The following is a 21,148-nucleotide window of genomic DNA, read 5'->3' as shown; positions in this document are numbered from 1 at the left end:
GGAAAATCAGCATTTTAGCGCGCGCGGGGCGCCGTCTGCAGGGTCGCGCGAACAGGCCTAGAATCGTTTGCCTCTCTTCTGCTCGATGGAAACGAACCCCATGACGACAGCAATGCGGATTCTGGTGCTTGGCGCCGGTGGCACCGGCGGTTATTTCGGCGGGCGGCTCGCCCAGGCGGGCGCGGACGTGACGTTCCTGGTGCGCCCTGCGCGTGCGGCGCGGTTGCGCGAACACGGTCTCGTGATCCGCAGCCCCCACGGCGATGCGCAATTGCCCGTGCAGACCATCACTGCAGACCAGGCGGCGGCTTGGGGCCGTGCCGACCTGGTGCTGCTGAGCTGCAAGGCCTACGACCTGGAAGACGCCATCACGGCCATCCGTCCCGTGGTGGGTGAGCGCACGGTGGTGCTGCCGGTGCTCAACGGGCTGGCGCATCTGGAACGGCTCGATGCGGCGTTTGGTGAATCGCGGGTGCTCGGTGGGCTGTGCCACATCAGTGCGACGAGCGCGCCGGATGGTGCGGTGCTGCATCTGAGCAACGGCCAGGGCCCCGCCGCGCATTCGATCACCTTTGGCGAGCGCACGCCGCATGCGCCCCGCGAGCGCACCGAGGCGATTCGCGATGTGTTTGCCACGGCCCACTTTGATTCCGTGCTGGCCGAGAACGTCATGCAGGACATGTGGGAGAAATTCACGTTCCTCACTTCGCTGGCGGCAATGACTTGCCTGATGCGGGCGACGGTGGGCGAGATTGTCGCCACGGATGAAGGCGCGGCGCTGAACGAGGCGATGTTCAACGCGTGCGAGCGCGTGGCGGCTGCGTCGGGGTATCCGAATCGGCAGGCGGCGCGCGAGCGTGCGCTGAACGTGCTGACGCAGGCGGGGTCCCCGCTGACGGCATCGATGCTGCGGGATCTGGAGAGCGGCGCGCGGGTGGAGGCGGATCACATCGTGGGGGACATGCTGCGCCGTGGGCGGGCGTTGGGCGTTGATGTGTCGCTGCTGCGGGTGGCGTTTGCGCATTTGCAGGCTTATCAGCAGCGGTTGTTGCGGGCGGCGGCTGGCTGACTGTTTGTTTTTTGCGCGTTGGGTTCACGCCTGTTTCATCCCCTGGCGGGGCTGACTCACTTTCTTTGTCTTGCCAAAGAAAGTAAGCAAAGAAAGGCGCGCCCGAGATGGCGACCCCCTCCTTGGATTTGTGTCGCGGGGAGGGGAAGGAGCCAAACTCGCTGTGCTCAGACAAGGCTCCTTCCTTTTTCCTCCCCGCAACAAAAATCCAAGGCGCCATCTAGGGCAAGGAAAAGCAAACCGTCCACTGCCAGCGGCGCCACTCTGGATCGCTGCTTGTCATTTGCCTATTGCCAACCGCCACCCAATGCCTGCATGAGCGCGGCGGAGTCTAGCAACCTGTCGGCTTGGCTCTGCACCTGTTGCAGCGTGGCCTGATCGACCTGGCGTTGGGCGTCCAGCAACGTTAGCGTGCTGATGCCGCCGGCGGCGTGGCGGGCTTGGGCGGCGCGCAAGGTCTGTTGCGCCTGGTCGGTTGCGAGCGCTCGGGCCTGTAGCGTTCGGGCGTCGTTGTTGAGGGCGTGCAGGGCGTCGGCTACTTCTTGCAGACCTTGCAATACGGCTTGTTTGTAGGCGGCGCCGGCTGCATCGTAGGCGGCTTCGGCTTCGCGTTTTTTTGCGCGCAGGGTGCCGCCGTGGAAGATTGGCTGCGTGAGCCCGGCGCCGAGATTCCAGATGCTCGATCCGGCGCCGAGGACATTGCGGAAGCTGGTGGTTTCCGAACCCAGGCCTGCGGACAACGTGATGCGCGGGAACAGGTTGGCCGTGGCCACGCCCACGTTGGCGCTGGCTTCGTGCCACATTGCCTCAGCAGCGCGGATGTCGGGGCGGCGTTGCGCGAGCGTCGAAGGCAGCGACACCGGCAGCGGGTCGGGCAAATGCAGTGCGTCGAGCGACGGCAACTCCGGCAAGCCGGCGCCAGGCTCGCGGCCTAGCAATACCGATAGACGGTGCCGCTGCTGCGCGGCCTGTTGCACGAGCGGCGGCAACGTGGCGTCGGTCTGCGCGACGAGCGTGCGCTGCGAGAACGCATCGACCTGCGCGACGCCGCCCACACTCAACCTCCGCTCGGTGATCTCCAACTGCTTGCGCTGCTCGGCGGCCAATCGCTGCGTGGTGGTGATCTGCGCATCGAGCGCGGCAATCCGCACTGCGGTCGTCACCACATTGCCCGCCAAAGACAGCCGGGCCGCTTCCAGTTCATAACGCTGCGTATCGACCTGCGCTTGCGATGCCTCCAGCGCCCGGCGCACGCCGCCAAAAATATCCAGCGCATACGACACCGACAGCGACGCCGAATACAACGTGAACGGCCCCGGCTTGGGCGTGTTGAAACCGAACGCCTCCGGGTTGATCTGCTGACGCACCGCCGACACGGTGCCATCCACCGACGGCAGCGCATACCCGAACTGCGCCTGCGCTTCCGCCTGCGCCTGACGCAAGCGTGCCTCTGCCTGCATGACCGACGGGCTCGCGCGCAACGCCTCGTCCACCAACGCATCCAGCGCCGGCGATCGGAACAGGTGCCACCAATCCGCCGGCACATTGGCATCGACAAGATGTTGGGCTTCGCCGCCAACCACGGGTGCGGATGCGGTTTCGCGCGCCACAGGCTGCGCGGAATAGCCGGTAGCCGCAGGCCCCGCGGGCGCTTTGAAATCGGGACCGACGGCACAGCCGCTCAGAGATAACGCGGCAACAATCACAACGCCAAGCAACCGCTCGCCACCCCACAACGCACGCCGCACCGTCAGCACATGCGACCGGACGGTTTGGCCGTACCCTGCCCTAGATGGCGCTTTGAATTTCCGTAAGCGGACGGAAAAAAGACGGGGAACTGTCTGAGCAAAGCGAGTTTTCCCGTTCTCCGCCCGGTTACGAAAATTCAAGGGGAAGTCGCCATCTCGGGCGCGCCTTTCTTTGCTTACCTGTCTTTGGCAAGACAAAGAAAGTAAGTCGGCCCCGCCAGGGGACGAAACAAGGGATGCACCACCAGCGCCAGCACGTCGAATCCAAAGCATCCACATAGCCACCTCAATCCAACGTCCTGCGATAAAACCGCAACGCCACCCCCAACACCACCACCGTAAACACCATCAACGGCCAGATGCTGGGCCACAGCTCAACCCATCCATTGCCCTTGAGCAGGATGCCGCGCGTGAGCCGGTTGAAGTACGTCATGGGCAGCAGGTTGCCGATCACCTGCGCCCACTTCGGCATGCCCACGAACGGAAACATGAAGCCCGAGAGCAGGATGTTCGGCAGGAAGTAGAAGAACGTCAGCTGCGTCGCCTGCAGCTGGTTCTGCGCCAGCGACGACAACGTGATCCCCACCGTCAGGCTCGCCACGATAAACAGCAGCGCCGACACGTAGACCATCCACACGCTGCCGACAAACGGCACGTGGAAAACGAAGAACGCCATCAACAGGATGATGGTCACTTGCACCAGCCCGATGAAGATGTACGGGACGATCTTGCCCGTCATCACCTCCAGCGGATGCACCGGCGTGGCGAGCAGGTTTTCCATCGTGCCGCGCTCGCGCTCGCGCGTCATGGCCAGGCCCGTCATCATCACCATGGTCATCGTCAGGATGGTGCCCATCAGGCCGGGGATGATGTTGTACTGCGTGATGCCTTCCGGGTTGTAGAGCTTGTGGATGCGCACATCGAATGGCGGCGCGGCACCGCTCGGGCCCGCGCCTCCGGCCAGCGGCGACAGCGCGCCCTTCATGTCCTTGCTGACGACGCCCTGCACGAGTTGCGAGAGCGACGCCACGGCCAGACCTGTGGCGGCTGGGTCGGTGGCATCGGCTTCCACGAGCAGCGAGGGCTTCTCGCCGCGCACGAGCTTGCGCGTGAAATCCGGCGGGATCGATACGACAAACTGCAGCTGCCCCTTGGCCAACGCCTCAAGTGCGGCGGTTTCGTCTGTCAGCGTGGTCGTCAGGTCGAAGTAGTCGGAGTTGCGCATGCTGGCCAGGAAGCTGCGCGTGAACTCGCTCTGGTCTGCGGCAATCACGCCGGTCAGCAGATGCTTCGGGTCGGCGTTGATGGCAAAGCCGAACAGGAACAGCTGCATGATCGGAATGCCGATCATCATGGCGAACGTCACACGGTCGCGGCGCAGTTGCAGGAACTCCTTGAGCACCACGCTCCACCAGCGCACGAACGAAAAGCGATTGCCGTCCGCCTTCATGGCTGCGCTCCGTAGTTGTCGGAGGAGCGCTTCATCATGTGGATGAACACGTCTTCGAGGCCGGTGTCGATCGGCTCGGCGCGCGTGCCGGATTCTTCGGCAAGCTTGCGCAGCGTGCCCTCCAGCGCTTGCGCATCGGCGCCCGTCACGTGCAGCACCGAACCGAACGCGACGGTCTGATCCACGCCGGGCTGCCCTTCCAGCTTGCGGCCCAGTTCGACGAGGTTTCCGCCCAAGACGGACCACGTCGACAGGTGCTGCGCAGCGATCACCTCATCGGCAGTACCGTGCGCGAGCAGTTCGCCATACGCGATGTAGGCGAGCTTGTGGCAGCGCTCGGCTTCGTCCATGTAGTGGGTGCTGACGAGCACCGAGATGCCTTCCGCTGCGAGCCGGTGCAGCTCTTCCCAGAAATCGCGGCGCGCTTTCGGGTCGACACCGGCGGTGGGTTCATCGAGCAGCAGCAGCTCAGGCTTGTGGAGCATGCACGCGGCCAGCGCCAGGCGTTGCTTCCAGCCGCCCGACAGCGAGCCCGCCAGTTGCTTGGCGCGCGAGGCCAGCCCGAGATGCTCCAGCGCGTGGTCCACCACCTCGCGCCGACTGGGCATCTCGTACAGGCGCGCGACGAAATCCAGGTTCTCGCGAATCGAAAGATCATCCCAATACGAGAACCGCTGCGTCATGTAGCCAACGCGCCGTTTGATCTGCGCAGACTCTTTAAGGATGTCGTAACCGAGGCACGAGCCGCTGCCGCTGTCGGGCGTCAGCAGCCCGCACATCATGCGGATCGACGTAGTCTTGCCGCTGCCGTTGGGCCCCAGGAAGCCAAAGATCTCGCCGCGCGCGACCTGCATGGAGAGGTCTTTCACAACGTGCTTGTCGCCAAAGTGCTTGTTCAGGCCACGCACGTCGATGGCGTAGTCGCCGTTGCCTGTGTGGGGCTGGCCCTCGGGGCGGGGAGCGCTCATGGCAGCGTCACCTCCACGGGTTGGCCCGGGCGCAGCTTCGGGCCATCGGCCGCAGCCGGCCGCGCCTCCACCATGAAGACCAGCTTGTCGCGCGTCGCGTTGCTGTAGATGACGGGCGGCGTGTATTCGGCTTCGGTGGCGATGTAGGTGACGGTGGCGTTGATATCCGCCGCGCAGCCATCGCAGTGCAGGCGCGCGGCTTGCCCGGGCTTGAGCGCGCCGACCACGCCTTGCGGCACGAAGAAGCGCACTTTCACGTTGGCCGGCGGCAGCATCCGCACCACGGGGCTGCCGGCGCCGACCCACTCGCCTTCGCGATACAGCGTGTCGAACACGAGACCGCCCTGCGTAGCCTTCTGCGCTTTCTGATCGAGCCGCCATTGCGCTTGCGCCACCGCCGCACGCGCGGCTTCCACCTGGGCGGATTGCGCGCGAATCTGGTCATTGCGCGCCGGCAGCTGGGCAATGCGCAGCTGGCTGGTCAATTCACGCACGCGCTGCGCGTTGGTCTGCGCGGTCGAGCGGCTTGCATCGAGCTGCGATTGCGCGATGCCGCCTGCGCGGAACTGCGCTTCGTCACGCGCGAGCTGCGTCGACGAGAGCTTGTCCGCCGCCACCGCCTGGGCCAGTTGCGCGCGCACCGCGTCCACTTCCGGCACGCGCTTGCCGACGTTCAGATCGGCGAGTTGCGCTTCGGCACCTTGCAGTTGCGCGGCAGCCTGCTGGCGGGCCGCCGTCTCATCCACCGATTCCAGTACGAAGAGCGGTGCACCGGCGTCGACGGTCTGCCCGCGCTGCACGCCGAGATGTTCGAGCCGCCCGCCCACCGGCGAGGCTACGTAGACGAACTCGCCTTCCACATAGCCCTGGTAGGTGCGGTCGTCGTGTTTGGCGCAGCCCGCCAGCGCGATGGCTGCGGCCGATACCGCCGCCAAAGACCCTGCCCTACCCATGCACAACGCTTGCCGCATACCGCCCTCCGCGGGATTCGATTGATGCGATTGATGCGATTGACCTGCCGTGTACGCCCTACTCGCGCCCCTTGCTCTTTGGCTTGGACTTGGACTTGGGCTTCGATTTCGATTTCCGCTTGGCTGATTTCCCGTCCGCTTGCTCCGCCTTGGCGACTGGGCCGATGCCATGCAGCAGTAGCGCCGCCACGTGCCGGCCGATGTCCTCGTCGCTGACCCGATCCGCCAGCGGCAGGCGGCCCCACAGCGCGCGCGTCGCCAGCGGCAGCATCGCCAGGCCGATCAACGAGACCATCACCAGCGGCGGCTGCAAAGACGCGTTCACCGCGCCGGCGGCCTGCGCGTGCGCAATGCGGTCGACCAGCAACGTGGCGCGCTCCAGCGCGATGCGGGCAAACACACGCTCGCGCAACTGGCCGCCCTCGCTGGCGATCTCGCGAATCCACAGCGTCGGAAACCATGGCGTGGCCGTCGCCACCGCGACCATGCGCTGCGCCACGCCGGCCACCGTCTGCGCAAGGTCGGGCAGATGCGCGTCGTCGGCGATGATCGCCAGTGCCGGGCCCGTCACCTGATCGATCAACGGACGGATGCGCCCTTCCACCACAGCGTCGAGCAATTGATCGCGCGTCTTGAAGTGGTAATGCACCATCGGCGCCGTCACCCCGGCTTCGCGGGCGATGGCGGCAAGCGTGGTCGGGCCAACGCCGTCGCGCGCAAATAACGTGACGGCAATGTCGAGCAGGCGGTCCCGGAGGTCGTCCTGCATTGCGCCGTCCTGGCGGCGAGGGCGGCCTGGACCGCGGGAGGAAGGTTTGCGGGTTGCCATGCTGCAAATATTAATTGTCGAATTAATTAATTTCAAGGCAGCAGTTTGCGTCTCGCAGATCAGCCTGGAACGCGACGGCGGCGCGGCTAACCGCGCGCCGCTGCATCCAGTTGCGCAAGCCGCACCAGCAAACGGTCTTGCGCTTCGCTTGGGAAGCTCGACGTGCGGCGCACGGCAAACACGGTGTTCAGGCAGCGTCGCGCCACGATCGGGCGCACGACGTGCAAGCGTCCGCGCTCCACTGCATCCTGGATGGCGTGCAGCGGCAGCACCGACCAGCCCATGCCAGCCTCCACCAAGGTGCTCACCTCTTCCAGGTCGGAGACGTGATGCGCGCTGACGGTCGTCTCGGGCATGCGCCGGAACAGCGCCTTGAACCACAGCCCGTAGACCGCATCGGATTCGTCGTAGGTGACGAAGGGCAGCGCCGCGCAATCAGCCAGCGTGCGTGGCGAAGCGTGCTCACGCAGTGCGCGGGCGCTGCAGGCGAGCACGAATTCCTCGGTATAGACCGCGTGGTGCTCAAACAGGCGAGACGTGCGCGGCGTGTAGACGAAACCCAGATCGGCACGGCCGGATTCGACGTGGCCGAAGACCTCTTCGTCGCTGCCAAAGGCGAGTTCCAGGCGCACATCGTCCAACAGCGGCGCATCGGATTCTGGCGACGGCGTCAGGAGCGCCGGCATCAGCACATAGCGCCCGAAGCTGGAGCCGCTCGCCAGCTTGAGCGACACGCGTTCCATCTCGCCGCTGTGCAAGGCGGCGCGCAGCTCGTCCAGCCCCGCAAACGCATCGCGGCACCACGCGCGCACCGACGTACCGGCCCGCGTGAGCACCAGCTTGCGCCCCGAGCGCTCGAACAAGGGCACGCCCAGCCATTGCTCCAGTTGCCGCATCTGGTAGGACAGCGCCGGCTGCGACACGGCCAGGCGATCGGCGGCCCGCACGAAGCTGCCTTCGTTGGCAACGGTCAGGAAGCTATGCAGATAGCGCAGCGGCGAGTGCGACATGGCGCCTCAATTCATCAAATTTTTGGATCGAAAAACGAAAAACATTCGATTTGATTTCAAGTCTGTCAGATCGCACAATCCGCCGCAAGTGAACGACCGATCCAGGCAGGAGGCCATCATGACGACCGCAATGCAACATCCGAGCTATGCATTGGAAGACCGTTACGGCGCACGCAACTACGCGCCCTTGCCGGTCATGCTGGAACGCGGCGAAGGCGTGTGGCTCTTCGATACGGACGGCCGGCGCTACCTCGACATGATGTCGGCGTACTCGGCCGTCAGCTTCGGGCATTCGCATCCGAAACTCGTGGCCGCGCTGATAGAGCAGGCGGGCCGCCTGACGCTCACGTCGCGCGCCTTCCACAACGTCGAGCTGGGCCCGTTCCTGGCCGACGTTTGCCGCGTCACGCGCATGGACCGCGCGCTGCCCATGAACACCGGCGCCGAGGCCGTCGAAACGGGCATCAAGGCGGCCCGCAAATGGGCACGCGACGTGAAGGGCCTGGCGCCCGAGGCGGCCGAGATCATCGTCTTCGAGAACAATTTCCACGGCCGCACGACGACGATCGTCGGGTTCTCCTCGCACGATCAATATCGCTACGGATTCGGCCCGTTCGCGGCGGGCTTCCGGCGCATTCCGTTTGGCGACGCCGATGCGCTGCGTGCCGCCATCGGGCCCAACACCGGCGCCATCCTCATGGAACCTGTGCAAGGCGAAGGCGGCATCGTGGAACCGCCTCCTGGCTACTTGAAGCTCGCACGCGAACTCGCCACCCGGCACAACGTGCTGCTGATCTGCGACGAGGTGCAAACAGGCCTCGGCCGCACCGGCGATGTGCTCGCGAGCTGGCATGAAGGCGTTGATGCCGACTTGGTGGTGCTTGGCAAGGCGCTCGGCGGCGGCATGGTGCCCGTGTCAGCCATCGCAGGCCGCGAGGCGGTGATCGGCGTGTTCCAGCCTGGGGACCACGGCTCCACGTTTGGCGGCAACCCGCTCGCAGCGCACATCGGCCGGGCGGCACTTGCCTTGCTGATGGAAGAACAACTGCCACAGCGTGCCGCGCGCGTGGGCGCAGCGTTCATCAATGAACTGAAAACGCTGGTCGGCCACGGCGTGCGGCAAGTCCGCGGACGCGGCTTGTTGATCGGCCTGCAGCTCGACGCCGACATCGACGCACACGACTTCGCCTTCGCGCTGGCCGAGCGCGGCGTGCTGACCAAGGACACCAACGGCAACGTGGTCCGCCTCACACCGCCGCTGGTGATTGGCGAAGCTGAACTGGCACTGGCGCTGGAGGCCATCCGCCAGACGCTGGCAGGGTGGCCGCGCCGCAAGGTGGCGTGACGGAAGAACTTGCAAGGGGAGTGACATGACCATCATCGATCTGATCGGCGCGGCCATCGGCTGCGGCGCGCAAGACGACGGCTGCAAGGACGGCCCGCGTGCGCTGCTCGAAGCCGGCGCGCTGGCGCGATTGCAGACGCCGGACACGCACGCTGCGCTCGTGCACGACATCGAACTGGCGACGTCGGCCGGGCACAGCCGCTCAGCGCGTCTGGCCGCGCTCCCGGGCGTGGCCGGCTTCTCGCGCGCGCTTGGCGATGCAACCGCGCACAGCGTGCACCAGGGGCATGTGCCCGTGATCATCGGCGGCGATCACTCGTGCGCGATCGGCACGTGGTCCGGCGTGGCGAACGCCTTGCGGCCGAAGGGCCCGCTCGGCCTGATCTGGATCGACGCCCATCTCGACAGCCACACGCCGCAGACGAGCGATTCCGGCGCCATCCACGGCATGCCGCTGGCGGCGCTGCTCGGCCACGGCGCGGCGGCCCTCACGCAAATCCGCGATGCCGCGCCGAAGCTGTTGCCGGAACACGTCGTGGTAATCGGCGCGCGCAGCTACGAGCCCGCCGAACGCGCGTTGCTGGATCTGCTTGGCGTGCGCGTCGTCGACGCCGCCGAAGTCGCACGCAACGGCCTGCGCGCCGTCATGGCCGACGCCATCCGCCAGGTCAAATCGGGCACCGCGGCCTTTGGCGTGACACTGGATCTGGATGCCTTCGACCCCGCCGTCGCACCCGGCGTGGGCACGCCCGAAACAGATGGACTCACCGCACACGGCATGGCCCAGGCACTCGCCGCCTGCGCGCGCGACGCACGTTTCGCCGCATTCGAACTGGTGGAATACAACCCGCGCCACGACAAGGGCGGGATCACAGCGCATCTGGCCCTGGACCTGCTGGCCAGCGTAGCAGGCGCGTTGCACGCCCAGCGCCGCGAATACGCGACGGCGGCTTAAGCCGCCAAACCGCAGGCACCAACGCCCGCACACCAACGGTCTGGCCGTTGATGCCCTAGATGGCGCCTTGAATTTCTGTTGCAGGGAGGAAAAAGAAGGGAGGCCTGTCTGAGCGCAGCGAGTTTGCCTCCCTTCCCTCCCTGCGACATAAATTCAAGGAATCTTTCGCCATCTCGGGCGCGCCTTTCTTTGGTTACTTTCTTTGGCAAGACAAAGAAAGTGACTCAGCCCCGGCAGGGGATGAGACAGAGAACGCACCAACAACGCCAAAACAGCCGCTCAGGCCTGGTCCTTAATGCGGAACACTTCCACCCCCACCGACTCACAATCCGGATACACATCCGGCTTCTCCGTCGACACCCGCGCCGCCAGCACATGCGGGTGCTTTAGCATTGCCGTCAGCACGTCATCACACAGCGTTTCCTGCAGATGGATATGACCTTGCGCCATACGCCGCGCCACGGTGTCGCGCATGAAGTCGTAATCCACCACTTCATGCAGCTTGTCTTCCGTGGGCGACGAATGCTCCAGCGGCACGTACAGCTCGATGTTGATCAGGACGCGCTGCTCGCCCTTCTTCTCGAATTCATGCACGCCGATGTTGATCTGCACTTCGTAGTTGCGCAGGAACATGCGGCGGCAGTGCGACAGGCGCGGGTGGGATAGCAGGGAAAGCATGGGAGCGTCCGGGGGGAGTTGTTTATTCAGTCAGGAACATCACGTCGCGGGCCAGCGGCATCAGGTGCTGGCCTCCGTCGACGAACAGCGTGGTGCCGGTCACGGCGCGGGCGGTGGCGAGGTAACACACGGCCTCGGCGATGTCTTCCGGCGTGGACGACTGGCCCAGCGGCGTCATCTGGTGCGCGCGTGCAAACCCGCCTTGCGACTGGTCGCCCGACACCATCGTGATGCCCGGCGCCACGCCCACCACGCGCAGCGCGGGCGCCAGTGCCTGCGCAAGCTGCATCGTCGCCGTCGACAGCGCGGCCTTCGACAGCGTGTAAGAGAGGAAATCCGGGTTCAGATTGTCGAGCTTCTGGTCGAGCAGGTTGATGACGACACCGCGGCGCTCGGCACCATCCGCCGTCAACGCACGGTGCAGCTCGCGCGACAGCAGCAGCGGCGCGGCCACGTTGGTGCGCATGTGCGTATCGAGCGACGCATAGCTGAAGCTCGTCGCCACGTCGTACTGGAACAGCGACGCGTTGTTGACCAGGCAGGTGGGCGTACCCAGTGCAGCGCTGCAATCGGCAATCAGGCGACCGGCAGCGGCTTCGTCCGAGAGGTCGGCCTGCAGCACGGCGGCGCGCTGTCCCATGGCGATGATCTCCGCGGCCACGGCGTCGGCCTCGGCGCGCGAGCGGTGGCAATGCACGGCAACATCCCAGCCGTGGCGGGCCAGCGCCAGGGCAATGACGCGCCCCACGCGGCGGCCTGCGCCGGTAACGAGGGCGATGCGCCGCGGTGTAGCGGATGCTGCGGCCGATTCCGCAGTGGACTGGTTGGGCGTCTGCGCCATTGTTTACAATCCGGCGATGAGCAAAACCGTGAGTTTACCGCTTCCCAACGAGGCGGCGCAGGCGCAGTCCGCGCACCTGTTCGCCATGATCGCCGATGCCATTGCGGCTGCCGGCGGCTGGCTTCCATTCGACCGCTACATGGAACTGGCGCTCTACGCGCCCGGCCTGGGCTACTACAGCGGCGGCGCAGCCAAGTTCGGCCGCCGCGTGGAAGACGGCGGCGACTTCATCACCGCGCCTGAACTGACGCCGTTCTTCGGGCGCACCGTGGCGCACCAGATCGCGCAGGTGCTGCAGGCTCTGCCTGAAGGCCAGCGCCACGTGCTGGAATTTGGCGCCGGCACCGGCAAACTGGCCGCCGGCATCCTCACCGAACTGGATGCGCTGGGCGCACGGCCCGACAGCTACGGCATCGTCGAACTCTCTGGCGAGCTGCGCCAGCGCCAGCAGGAGCGCCTGACTGCGCTCGGCTCCGAGCTGGGCGCGCTCGCGCGGTGGCACGACACGTTGCCCGCGCCGTTCACTGGCGTGATGGTCGGCAACGAAGTGCTCGATGCGATGCCCGTGTCGCTGTGGGCGCGCCGCGGCGGCGTGTGGCACCAGCGCGGCGTGGTGCTCGATGCCGACAACGGCCTGCAATGGGAAGACCTGCTTGTTGACCCGTCGGAGGTGCCCGCCAAGCTGGCCGCCCTGCCGGGCACGGACGATCTCATCACCGAATCACACGAAGCCGCCGAGGGCTTCATCCGCAGCGCCGGCGCGGCACTTGAGCGCGGCTTGCTGCTGCTGATCGACTACGGTTTCCCGGCTGCGGAGTACTACCACGCGCAGCGCGCCAACGGCACGCTCATGTGCCACTACCGCCAGCACGCGCATGACGATCCGTTCTGGCTGCCCGGCCTGCAGGACATCACCGCGCACGTCGATTTTTCAGGGATTGCCCAGGCGGGGCAGGAAGCCGGACTGGAACTGCTCGGCTACACGAGCCAGGCGCGCTTCCTGTTGAGCGCCGGCGTGGGCGAGCTGCTGATGACGCTCGATCCGTCCGATCCGATGCAGTTTCTGCCGGCGGCCAATGCCGTGCAGAAGCTGCTGTCGGAGGCGGAAATGGGCGAGCTGTTCAAGGCCATCGCGCTGGGCAAAGGCATCGATGCGGCGCTACCGCTGGCGGGCTTTGCGGATGCCGACCGCTCGAACCGCCTGGGTTAGTCGATCAGGCTGACGCGGCCTTGGCGGCTTTGGCTTCCAGGGCCCGTTCGTTCTGCTCGGCTTCGTAGCGGCCGATCGTGCCGCGCATCCACCACAGCAGCGCCAGGCCCGGGAAGGCGAACGCCACGGTCATCAGATAGAACGCGGGCCAGCCGTAGGCTTCAACGAGGTAGCCCGAGGTGGGCCCGACGTACACGCGGCCGATGGAAGCCAGCGCCGACAGCAACGCATACTGCGTCGCCGAGAACGACCGGTTGCACAGCGCCATCAGCAACGCCACAAAGGCCGCCGTGCCCATGCCCCCGCAGATGTTCTCGATGCCGATGGCCACCGCCATCGTCCACAGATGCTGCGGCGTCACGGCCAGTACCCAATAGCCCAGGTTCGACACCGCCTGCAGCACGCCAAACAGCAGCAGCGCCCGCACCAGCCCCAGCCGGACCATCAGCGTGCCGCCGTACAGTGCGCCCACGATGGTGGCGGCCAAGCCGAGCGTCTTGTTGACGATGCCGACCTCGCCGGCGGAAAAGCCGACGCCGCGGATCAGGAACGTGGTCGACAGGCTGCCCGCAAACGCATCGCCCAGCTTGTAGAGCACGATCAACGCCAGCAGCGCCCAGGCGCCACGGCGCGAGAAAAAGTCCCGCAGCGGGCCGACCACCGCTTCCTGCAGGCTGCGCGGCGGGCGCGCCGACACCTCCGGCTCAGGCGACCACAGCGTCGTGAAGATGCCCAGCGCCATCAGCCCGGCCATCAGCAGGTACATGTTGCTCCAGCCCATCACGCGATCGGCGAGATACAGCGCCAGGCCGCCCGACACCAGCATCGCCAGCCGGTAGCCGAGCACCTTCACGGCCGCGCCGACGCCGCGCTCGCTCGAATGCAGCACGTCGGTGCTGTAGGCATCGAAGACGATGTCCTGCGACGCCGACAAGAACGCCACCAGCACTGCAAGCCCCGCCAGTGCCCAGAGCGCGGCGTGCGGCGGCGTGAAGGCCATGGCAGCAATCGATGCCACCAGCCCCGCCTGCGTCAGGACCAGCCAGCCGCGCCGTCGGCCCATCAGCGGCGGCGTGAAGCGGTCCATCAAGGGCGCCCACAGGAATTTGAAGATGTACGCCTGGCCCACCAGCGAGAACAGCCCGATGGTGCGGATATCCAGCCCTTCCACCGTCATCCACGCCTGCAGCGTGCCCGAGGTGAGCGCCAGCGGCAGGCCGGAGGCAAAACCCAGCAGCAGCATCGCGCCGATGCGGCGGTTGCGGAAAATATCGAGGTAATCGTGGAAGGTCATGCGGCGGGCCGGAGGGGAAGGCGAATGCGGGTTGCCACGTAGCGTGGCACGGTGCGTTGGCCGATATTATGTCGCACGGATTCGGCCCCTCACCCATATGCCCCGCGCCACACGCTCCCTGCTGATCGCCATCGGCCTCGCGCTATCTGCGTGGGCCACCGCCATGGACGGCCCGCTGCCCGTGCCCTCCGACGGCGTGAAGCTGGAAGCGCCGACCACCACATCGCCCAACATCCGCCTCGTCATTCCGGCGGAAGAAATCGACAAGCGCGCGCTGGCCGAGTACCAAGGCATCATCGACAACGCGGCCCACGAAGGCGCGCTGGCGCCCGACAACGTGCCCGACCTCATCCGCCTCCGCAGCATCGTCGGGCGCCTCACACCGCAGGCACCGCGCTGGAACCCCGACGCCGCGCGCTGGCAGTGGGAGGTCAACCTGATCGGCTCGTCGCAGGTGAATGCGTTCTGCATGCCCGGCGGCAAGATCGCCGTGTTCTCGGGGCTGCTCGAACAGTTCAAGCTGACGGACGACGAACTCGCCATGGCGCTCGGCCACGAGATCGCCCACGCGCTGCGCGAGCACGCCCGCGCCCGTGCAGGCCAGCGCGAGATCACCAACCTGGGCGCCAACGTCATCTCGCAGCTGTTCGGCTTCGGCAACCGGGGCGACACGGACCTGGGCGAAGGCGCCAAGATGCACCTGCTGGCCTTCTCGCGTGCGGAGGAAACCGAGGCCGACCTGGTCGGCATGGACATCGCCTCCCGCGCCGGCTACGACCCGCGCGCCGCGCTCACGCTGTGGCAGAAAATGGGTTCGATCGGCGGGACGGAGCAAAAGCAGTTTCTGTCGACGCACCCCTCGGGGCGCACGCGCATGGCGGTGCTGTCACGCCATTTGCCCGAAACGCTCACGCTGTTTGCCGACGCCCGCCATATGACGATGGCGAAGCTCCCGGAATATCGGTCGAACATGCAATATCTGGGCGCGGCGCCTGTTGATAATGGCGACGAGGCGCCGATGCGGCCGATGGTGCGGCGGCAATAATCGGCGTCGAACAGGCGCGCGTTCCACCTGATACGCCCCCCACACTCCATCGATATGCGGTCTAGAGCCGCATCCATCGCTGGTCTTCTAGACAACACTTCTTTCCGTTCCGCAAATCCCGCCGATTTACGGAGTTTTTACTTTTGCAGCGGGATTAATCGTCAGTGCGGCCACCATTTGGTAGGGAGTCACCCCATCTTAAGCAAACCCTAAGAAAACAACTTTGCCCGCCTTGTACGCTGCGCCCCGCAGCATTTCTACGCACAGATTTCCACGAAAATCACGAATACAGGGATACGTACAACAATGAAGGCATGGGGCAAGGGATTTACGGGAATTGCATTCGCCTGCGCATTGAGCGCCTGCGGCGGCGGTGGCGATAGCAGCAACGGCGGTTTTGCGGACCCGAACAGCTTTTCAGTCAGCGCAACCGTCGGCGGAACCAAGGTGCAAACGTTTAGCGCAGGCAGCCAAAATGCCACGCTGACGGTCAAGTCGGGTCAGGACCTGCGCCTGGACAGCAGCACCGACGTCAATTGGAAATCCGGCGATGCGACGAGCAACACCGAGGTCTCCGTCAAAGGTGCCAGCACGCAAAGCTGGACCGCAGGCCTGAAGAGCCCGCCGGGCGGCACGTTTACGATCACCGTGACGTCGACCAAGGACGCGAGCAAGTCGGCGAAGGTGACGGTCACGGTGACGCCGCATGAGTACACGGCAGGCACGGCGCAAGTGGGTCGCGTCATCACGTGGAAGGAAACGAGCAACTACGTGGACGGCTCGACCGCGCAAAAGACGCGTGTGAACACCACGGCAGCCGTCGACGCCAACACGGGCATCACGACCGTGACGTCCACTCTGAACAACGTGACGGATGACACGTTTACGCAAGACGCCGACGGCAACCGCCTCAAGCGCACGTTCCCGAACAACGCCTCGTGCACGTACAACCCCAAGCGCAATCTGCTGAACTTCCCGTTGTCGGTGGGCAAGACGTGGACGTCGGGTTGGCTGTACACCTGTACGGCCGGCTATACGGAAACGGTCAGCATGACCTCGACTGTGGAAGCGTATGAACCGGTCACCACCGATGCCGGCACGTTCAACACGCTGCGCATTCACCATATTGAAACCATTACGAAATCCAACGACGGTCAGCTTCAGAATGGCCCCGCCGGCAACGCAGCCTACGCCATCGACATGCGCTGCTGGTGGGACGTCGCCGGCCAGCGCACCGTGAAGTGCGACAACGCCAACACGTATCAGGGTCCGGCCCCGGCGAATTACGTGAAGACCTTCTCGCAGTCAATGATGTCGGTCCAGTAATACCGCGCAGCTTCACCGCTCAACCAGCCCCGCAGCCTTTGCCGGCCTCGCGGGGCTTGTTGTTTGTACGGCCGTCTTCGCCCGCCGCGACAACGCCATCCCCGCCACCGTCGCGCCCAGGATCAGCACCGCGCCGCCCGTCTGTATCGGGCTGAACCATTCGCCCAGGACGAGCGCGCCGAGCACCGTCGCCGTCAGCGGGCTGAGCAGCGACAGGAACGTCACGTCTGCGCCGAGCACGCCGATACCGCGGACCCACAGCCAGTAGCCTAACGCCGTGCCGATGACGATGAGGTACGCAAAGCCCACCGCGTTACGCGCCGTGAGCGCGGGCGGCAAGCCTTCCACGAACAACGCCACCGGCAGCAGGACCAGGCCGCCGAGCGCGAGCTGCCAGGCGGCCACTGCCAACGGCGTGCCGATGCGGTCCCAGCGTTCGATGAGCACCGTGCCGATCGCCATCGAGAACGCCGCGGCCAGCGCAGCCACCACGCCGATCGCATCGAGCTTGGCCGCTGGGCCGAGAATCAGCAGCCCCACCCCCAACGAGCCGGCCAGCGCCGCGGCCAGTTGTGCGGGACGCGGCTTGCGCGAAAGCAGTGGCCATGCGAGCAGCGCGACCACCAGCGGTTGCACCGACATGATCGTTGCCGCCACGCCGCCCGGCAGGCGCTGCGCCGCCACGAACAGCAGCGCGAAGAACACGCCGATATTCGCTAGCCCGAGAAACAGCAGCGGCAGCAGCTTGCTACGCGGCGGCAGGCCGGGGCCGAGCAGCATCAGCAGCACACCTGCCGGCAGCGCACGCAGCGCGCCGACCAGCAACGGGTGGCCGACGGGCAGCGTCTGCGTGAAGACGAGATAGGTCGTGCCCCACAGCACCGGCGCCGCAGCGGTGGTCAGCATCAACGTCAGACGGTTGAACTGCATGATGAATCTCCATGTCACGTTATTCGATATCGAAATAAATGAGGACACATCCAGGCGGCGTCTTCGCTCTCCGGCGCCAGCGCAGCGTTCCCAAGGGCGCCGCCTTGGCCCTGCGGCACGCGCGATGGCGCGCATTGTCTCCGCACCGCAAAACCGATACGATCTTCCGGAGCCTCGACATCAAGTAATTCGATGTCGAAATACTAGGACGAGGATTTTTATGGGTCAAGGTGATTCCGCATCCCCGCAGGGCGGGCCGATGGACAACATCCTCGCGCAATGGCGGCGCGAGCGCCCGGACATCGACCCGAGCCCGATGGCCGTCTGCGGCGATGTCTGGCGCGCCGGCGAGCGGTTGCGCAGCGGCGTGGTCGCCAACGTGGCCGGAGCCGATCTCGACATGGCGGGTTTTGACGTGCTGTTGACGCTGCGCCGCAACGGTCGCGATCAGGCGCTGTCGCCTTCCGCGCTGGCCAAGGACATGATGCTGTCGACGTCCGCCATGACGAATCGGCTCGACCGGCTGGAAAAGCGCGGCCTGATCGCCCGCAAGACCGATCCGGACGACCGGCGCGGGCTGCAGATCGTGCTGACCGACGAGGGCTTCGCGCTGGTCGACGGGCTGGTCGCCTCGCATGTGCAGACCGAAGAGCGGATGCTTGCGGCGTTGAGTCAGGCGGAGCGGGCGATGTTGCGAGAGTTGCTAGGGAAGATCGGCGGCGCAGGCGATTGAGTTCGACCGACAGGAGAACACGTTCATGCTGAAGCGATTCAAAAACCTGTTCGGCCGACCCGCGCCGACACCGACATCGGAAGACCCGCTGCGCGATGACGACATCCTGCGGGACGACTTTTCTCCCAGCGCGGACGCGATCGATGCCCTGGCCGAGTTCGTGTGCCTGGTGGGTGCGCCGTGTGGGCAGGCCGAGGCGGACCAACTGGCCGCGTCCGTGCGGACCGGCGACCTCCCGGGCGATGACATTGCCGGGCTGTTGACGTGGTCGATTGCCCGAAACCTGGGCGACGGCGCGCCGTGGACGCTGGCCATCTGGGTCGATTGGAAAGCCTGGGATGAAATCGAATGGCAGACCGAGAAGCTGCTCGACACGCTGGGCATCGGGGCGCACTGGGAATGGACCCGCGCTGAAGCCGAGCGCACCGTTGCAGAGGGGCTGCTCGATTTCGGCGCATGGCTGCGTCCGCACGGCTACGAATTGCTGCACGTCGATACCGGGGGCGACGACTACTTTGCGTTTCCCATCCGGGCGGATCTGCTGCAAACCGGACTTGCCCACGCCGAGCGCGCAGGGCTGAAGGTCGAGCAGGCCGACGACTTTCGCGCGTCGCAAGGGCTGTCGCTCTAGCCCTGCCCTGTTTACCGCAACAACCCCGTAAGAAGACGGGTCGCGCGCCGCGCCATTCCTCTTTACGATGGCGGCTCACGTGTGCGCGTGGGGCGCCAACCTGGAGGAGCGTGTGAGCCTGACCATCCTGTGTGTGCTGGTGATCGTGGCAGCGGTGTGTGCAGCACGCGGCCGACGTCGGGCTGCGCGCGGGCTGGCGGTGTTCTGTGGCGTGCTGGTGATCGCGATCGGCTGTGGGCCGGTGCCGGCCTGGCTGCTCGATTCGCTGGAAAAACCGTTCGAGAACGAGCCGCACATCCAATGGGGCACACGCAACGCCATCGTGCTGCTGGGCGCGGGTACGTTCCGCGTGGGCGATGAGGTCGAGCCGGGACTGTTCTCCTATCCGCGGCTGGTGGAAACCACACAGCTGTACCAGGCGTGCCGCAAGTCGGATGGCGATTGCAAGATCCTCGTCAGCGGCGGCGATGCACGCCACCATGGCTTACCGGAAGCAACGGTGTATCAGCGCGAGCTTGTCCGGCTGGGTGTGGCCAAGGACGACGTGCTCCTGGAACCCCGGAGCATGAACACGTGGCAGAACGCGCAGTTCTCGCGCACGGTGCTGGCGCAATACGCGCCGGACCGCACGGTGCTCGTGTCATCAGCCATCCACCTGCGGCGCAGCCTGCTGTATTTCACGCACTTCGGCATGGCGCCAATTCCGGTGCGCGCCGACGATCTGCAGGCCGCGGCCTCGCCCTTGCCGATGGCGTACAACTTTGCGCTGACCGATTTCGCGCTGCACGAGTGGATCGGCATTGCGCGGTATCACGTGTACAACGCGCTGGGCTGGAACCCGGCGCGCATCAATCCCGGCGACGCCTGATTCGACCCGGCTGCCCCGCCGTTCGAAGTGGCGCTCTAGTGCTTCCGGAGGGCAGCAAAAATCCGGCGCCGACCTATACTTTGTGCATCGCAACATCCGGGCATCGCAATGCGCCACCTCGGCCGTATTGAAGCTCACCGCCTCATCACCATTGGCAAGCTTGCTTGCCACCACCCGCCCACCGGGCGCGGCCATCCCTGACGGGAATCGCTGACGATTCCTGCGCCAGCAAGCAGGCCGCTGCGTAAGCAGCGCCCGCCCCGCCAGCCACACCTCAGAAGCAAACCAACAAGCAAGGGGAACCCTCATGCCTCAAGTCACGGCAAGCAAGCTGCCGGTCAAACTGCTCGCGCTCGTCTTCGGCGCCGTCGCGGCGCTCGTGATCGGGCGGACTTTCCTGCTGAACTGGCAGATCATTCCGCCCGGCTACACGGGCATCAAGATCAACCGGCTGGTCGATCGCGGCATCACGCATGAAAACGTCGTCACCGGGTTCGTGTTCTACAACCCTGTGCAGACCGCGATCATCCAATACCCGACCTACGTGCAGCGCGTGATCTGGACGCAAGACGTGAATGAAGGCCGCGCGCTCAACGAAGAGCTGACGTTCAACACCAAGGACGCCGTGCCCGTCAACGTGGACGTAGCCGTCTCGTACCAGCTCGATCGGGAGAAAGTGCCGGCGTTCTACACCAACTTTCGCGCCGATCGCATCGAGACCTTCACGCACGGCTACCTGCGTGACACCGCGCGCAACGTGATCGTCGCCATCGGCTCGGAATACAACTTCGACGATGTGAACGGCGGCAAGAAGGAGGAGTTCGTCGCGCGGCTCACCAAGGAGCTGGACGCGCGGCTCGCGCCGCTGGGCGTGTCGATCAAGCAGTTCGGCATCGTCGGTTCGCTGCGCCCGCCGCGTGCGCTGCTCGACGCGGTGAGCGCCAAGACCAAGGCCATCCAGGACGCCATCCGAACCGAGAACGAAGTGCGCTCCGCCCAGGCCGAGGCCAAGAAGCGCGTGGCGATTGCCGAAGGCGAAGCCGCAGCCAACCGTGCGCTCGCCTCGTCGCTGGATGACCGCCTGCTGGCGTGGGAGCGCCTGAAGCTCGAACGTGCCGCCATCGAGAAGTGGAACGGCGTGACGCCGAGTGTGATGGCGGGCGGCAACGGCGGCGGCATGTTGTTCAACATCCCGGCCGGCGCGCAAGCCAAGTAAGCCGCGCCGCCAAAGAAAAACGCGCCCGAAG

Annotated in this window: 20 protein-coding genes; 10 read left to right on the top strand and 10 right to left on the bottom strand. The window is 65.7% G+C overall.

The window, feature by feature from the left end; all coding sequences use genetic code 11:
• Nucleotides 1–112: 112 nt before the first annotated feature.
• Nucleotides 113–1,069, top strand: a complete 957-nt coding sequence (gene panE, locus ABIC76_RS10440) for a 2-dehydropantoate 2-reductase (protein ID WP_354534215.1) — start codon at nt 113–115, stop codon at nt 1,067–1,069.
• 287 nt (nt 1,070–1,356) lie between these two features.
• Here the strand turns inward: panE and ABIC76_RS10435 are convergent, their stop codons facing one another.
• From ABIC76_RS10435 to ABIC76_RS10410, 6 genes are all read right to left on the bottom strand, one after another.
• Entirely contained in the window at nt 1,357–3,096 is a 1,740-nt protein-coding gene (locus ABIC76_RS10435; protein WP_354533904.1) for an efflux transporter outer membrane subunit, read from the bottom strand.
• 7 nt (nt 3,097–3,103) lie between these two features.
• Nucleotides 3,104–4,267, bottom strand: coding sequence for an ABC transporter permease (locus ABIC76_RS10430; protein ID WP_354533903.1), 1,164 nt, complete (start codon nt 4,265–4,267; stop codon nt 3,104–3,106).
• Nucleotides 4,264–5,235 (bottom strand): ABC transporter ATP-binding protein, encoded by a 972-nt coding sequence (locus ABIC76_RS10425; protein ID WP_354533902.1) that lies wholly within the window; start codon nt 5,233–5,235, stop codon nt 4,264–4,266. The genes ABIC76_RS10430 and ABIC76_RS10425 overlap by 4 nt, the downstream gene beginning before the upstream one ends.
• A complete protein-coding gene (locus ABIC76_RS10420; protein WP_354533901.1) occupies nt 5,232–6,206 on the bottom strand; it encodes an HlyD family secretion protein in 975 nt (324 codons plus the stop codon). Before ABIC76_RS10420 ends, ABIC76_RS10425 begins: the two co-directional genes overlap by 4 nt.
• Nucleotides 6,207–6,264: 58 nt before the next feature.
• A complete protein-coding gene (locus tag ABIC76_RS10415) occupies nt 6,265–7,035 on the bottom strand; it encodes a TetR/AcrR family transcriptional regulator (protein WP_354533900.1) in 771 nt (256 codons plus the stop codon).
• Nucleotides 7,036–7,121: 86 nt separating this feature from the next.
• Nucleotides 7,122–8,045, bottom strand: coding sequence for a LysR family transcriptional regulator (locus ABIC76_RS10410; RefSeq protein WP_354533899.1), 924 nt, complete (start codon nt 8,043–8,045; stop codon nt 7,122–7,124).
• 118 nt (nt 8,046–8,163) lie between these two features.
• Between ABIC76_RS10410 and rocD the strand changes: the two genes are divergently transcribed.
• Both rocD and ABIC76_RS10400 read left to right on the top strand, forming a co-directional pair.
• On the top strand, nt 8,164–9,390 hold the full coding sequence (gene rocD / locus ABIC76_RS10405; protein ID WP_354533898.1) for an ornithine--oxo-acid transaminase: 1,227 nt from the start codon (nt 8,164–8,166) through the stop codon (nt 9,388–9,390).
• 25 nt (nt 9,391–9,415) lie between these two features.
• Nucleotides 9,416–10,345 (top strand): arginase, encoded by a 930-nt coding sequence (locus ABIC76_RS10400; protein WP_027678571.1) that lies wholly within the window; start codon nt 9,416–9,418, stop codon nt 10,343–10,345.
• Between the two features lie 279 nt (nt 10,346–10,624).
• Here the strand turns inward: ABIC76_RS10400 and ABIC76_RS10395 are convergent, their stop codons facing one another.
• Both ABIC76_RS10395 and ABIC76_RS10390 read right to left on the bottom strand, forming a co-directional pair.
• Nucleotides 10,625–11,023 carry a dihydroneopterin aldolase gene (locus ABIC76_RS10395; protein WP_252692014.1) on the bottom strand — a complete coding sequence of 133 codons (399 nt, stop codon included), beginning with the start codon at nt 11,021–11,023 and terminating at the stop codon, nt 10,625–10,627.
• 22 nt (nt 11,024–11,045) lie between these two features.
• The gene (locus ABIC76_RS10390) at nt 11,046–11,864 is read right to left on the bottom strand and encodes an SDR family oxidoreductase (RefSeq protein ID WP_354533896.1); all 819 of its coding nucleotides are present in this window, start codon (nt 11,862–11,864) and stop codon (nt 11,046–11,048) included.
• A gap of 16 nt (nt 11,865–11,880) precedes the next feature.
• Between ABIC76_RS10390 and ABIC76_RS10385 the strand changes: the two genes are divergently transcribed.
• A complete protein-coding gene (locus tag ABIC76_RS10385) occupies nt 11,881–13,074 on the top strand; it encodes a class I SAM-dependent methyltransferase (protein ID WP_354533895.1) in 1,194 nt (397 codons plus the stop codon).
• A gap of 4 nt (nt 13,075–13,078) precedes the next feature.
• On the opposite strand, the gene ABIC76_RS10380 is transcribed toward ABIC76_RS10385, so the two are convergent.
• Nucleotides 13,079–14,368 (bottom strand): muropeptide transporter, encoded by a 1,290-nt coding sequence (locus tag ABIC76_RS10380; RefSeq protein WP_102064250.1) that lies wholly within the window; start codon nt 14,366–14,368, stop codon nt 13,079–13,081.
• Between the two features lie 97 nt (nt 14,369–14,465).
• On the opposite strand from ABIC76_RS10380, the gene ABIC76_RS10375 reads away from it, so the two are divergent.
• On the top strand, nt 14,466–15,413 hold the full coding sequence (locus ABIC76_RS10375) for a M48 family metallopeptidase (RefSeq protein WP_354533894.1): 948 nt from the start codon (nt 14,466–14,468) through the stop codon (nt 15,411–15,413).
• A gap of 447 nt (nt 15,414–15,860) precedes the next feature.
• Nucleotides 15,861–16,739: a hypothetical protein gene (locus ABIC76_RS10370; RefSeq protein WP_354533893.1), complete on the top strand. Its 879-nt coding sequence runs from the start codon at nt 15,861–15,863 to the stop codon at nt 16,737–16,739.
• 12 nt (nt 16,740–16,751) lie between these two features.
• Here ABIC76_RS10370 and ABIC76_RS10365 read toward each other — a convergent pair whose 3' ends face one another.
• Complete coding sequence (locus tag ABIC76_RS10365; RefSeq protein WP_354533892.1) at nt 16,752–17,669, bottom strand: EamA family transporter; 918 nt, start codon at nt 17,667–17,669, stop codon at nt 16,752–16,754.
• A 220-nt stretch (nt 17,670–17,889) separates the two neighbouring features.
• Here ABIC76_RS10365 and ABIC76_RS10360 point away from each other — a divergent pair, with 220 nt between their 5' ends.
• The 4 genes from ABIC76_RS10360 to ABIC76_RS10345 all read left to right on the top strand — a co-directional run bounded on the left by ABIC76_RS10360 (nt 17,890) and on the right by ABIC76_RS10345 (nt 21,117).
• Nucleotides 17,890–18,402 carry a MarR family winged helix-turn-helix transcriptional regulator gene (locus tag ABIC76_RS10360; RefSeq protein ID WP_354533891.1) on the top strand — a complete coding sequence of 171 codons (513 nt, stop codon included), beginning with the start codon at nt 17,890–17,892 and terminating at the stop codon, nt 18,400–18,402.
• A 25-nt stretch (nt 18,403–18,427) separates the two neighbouring features.
• Nucleotides 18,428–19,033 (top strand): DUF6630 family protein, encoded by a 606-nt coding sequence (locus tag ABIC76_RS10355; protein WP_354533890.1) that lies wholly within the window; start codon nt 18,428–18,430, stop codon nt 19,031–19,033.
• 112 nt (nt 19,034–19,145) lie between these two features.
• Nucleotides 19,146–19,901, top strand: coding sequence for a YdcF family protein (locus ABIC76_RS10350; protein WP_354533889.1), 756 nt, complete (start codon nt 19,146–19,148; stop codon nt 19,899–19,901).
• Nucleotides 19,902–20,208: 307 nt separating this feature from the next.
• Nucleotides 20,209–21,117, top strand: a complete 909-nt coding sequence (locus ABIC76_RS10345; RefSeq protein ID WP_102064243.1) for a prohibitin family protein — start codon at nt 20,209–20,211, stop codon at nt 21,115–21,117.
• The last annotated feature ends 31 nt before the right edge of the window (nt 21,118–21,148 follow it).

The organism is Ralstonia sp. 1138 (assembly GCF_040544795.1).
Taxonomy (GTDB): domain Bacteria; phylum Pseudomonadota; class Gammaproteobacteria; order Burkholderiales; family Burkholderiaceae; genus Ralstonia; species Ralstonia flatus.
This window is presented reverse-complemented; position numbering and strand designations above follow the sequence as displayed.

Bases quoted from the DNA above. Each gene is read 5' to 3' on its own strand.
- ABIC76_RS10395 (WP_252692014.1), bottom strand. From the start codon at position 11,023: ATGCTTTCCCTGCTATCCCACCCGCGCCTGTCGCACTGCCGCCGCATG.
- ABIC76_RS10430 (WP_354533903.1), bottom strand. From the start codon at position 4,267: ATGAAGGCGGACGGCAATCGCTTTTCGTTCGTGCGCTGGTGGAGCGTG.
- ABIC76_RS10355 (WP_354533890.1), top strand. From the start codon at position 18,428: ATGCTGAAGCGATTCAAAAACCTGTTCGGCCGACCCGCGCCGACACCG.
- ABIC76_RS10425 (WP_354533902.1), bottom strand. From the start codon at position 5,235: ATGAGCGCTCCCCGCCCCGAGGGCCAGCCCCACACAGGCAACGGCGAC.
- ABIC76_RS10435 (WP_354533904.1), bottom strand. From the start codon at position 3,096: ATGTGGATGCTTTGGATTCGACGTGCTGGCGCTGGTGGTGCATCCCTT.
- ABIC76_RS10390 (WP_354533896.1), bottom strand. From the start codon at position 11,864: ATGGCGCAGACGCCCAACCAGTCCACTGCGGAATCGGCCGCAGCATCC.
- ABIC76_RS10360 (WP_354533891.1), top strand. From the start codon at position 17,890: ATGGGTCAAGGTGATTCCGCATCCCCGCAGGGCGGGCCGATGGACAAC.
- ABIC76_RS10375 (WP_354533894.1), top strand. From the start codon at position 14,466: ATGCCCCGCGCCACACGCTCCCTGCTGATCGCCATCGGCCTCGCGCTA.
- panE (WP_354534215.1), top strand. From the start codon at position 113: ATGCGGATTCTGGTGCTTGGCGCCGGTGGCACCGGCGGTTATTTCGGC.
- ABIC76_RS10380 (WP_102064250.1), bottom strand. From the start codon at position 14,368: ATGACCTTCCACGATTACCTCGATATTTTCCGCAACCGCCGCATCGGC.
- ABIC76_RS10385 (WP_354533895.1), top strand. From the start codon at position 11,881: ATGAGCAAAACCGTGAGTTTACCGCTTCCCAACGAGGCGGCGCAGGCG.
- ABIC76_RS10400 (WP_027678571.1), top strand. From the start codon at position 9,416: ATGACCATCATCGATCTGATCGGCGCGGCCATCGGCTGCGGCGCGCAA.
- ABIC76_RS10345 (WP_102064243.1), top strand. From the start codon at position 20,209: ATGCCTCAAGTCACGGCAAGCAAGCTGCCGGTCAAACTGCTCGCGCTC.
- ABIC76_RS10410 (WP_354533899.1), bottom strand. From the start codon at position 8,045: ATGTCGCACTCGCCGCTGCGCTATCTGCATAGCTTCCTGACCGTTGCC.
- ABIC76_RS10365 (WP_354533892.1), bottom strand. From the start codon at position 17,669: ATGCAGTTCAACCGTCTGACGTTGATGCTGACCACCGCTGCGGCGCCG.
- ABIC76_RS10420 (WP_354533901.1), bottom strand. From the start codon at position 6,206: ATGCGGCAAGCGTTGTGCATGGGTAGGGCAGGGTCTTTGGCGGCGGTA.
- ABIC76_RS10415 (WP_354533900.1), bottom strand. From the start codon at position 7,035: ATGGCAACCCGCAAACCTTCCTCCCGCGGTCCAGGCCGCCCTCGCCGC.
- rocD (WP_354533898.1), top strand. From the start codon at position 8,164: ATGACGACCGCAATGCAACATCCGAGCTATGCATTGGAAGACCGTTAC.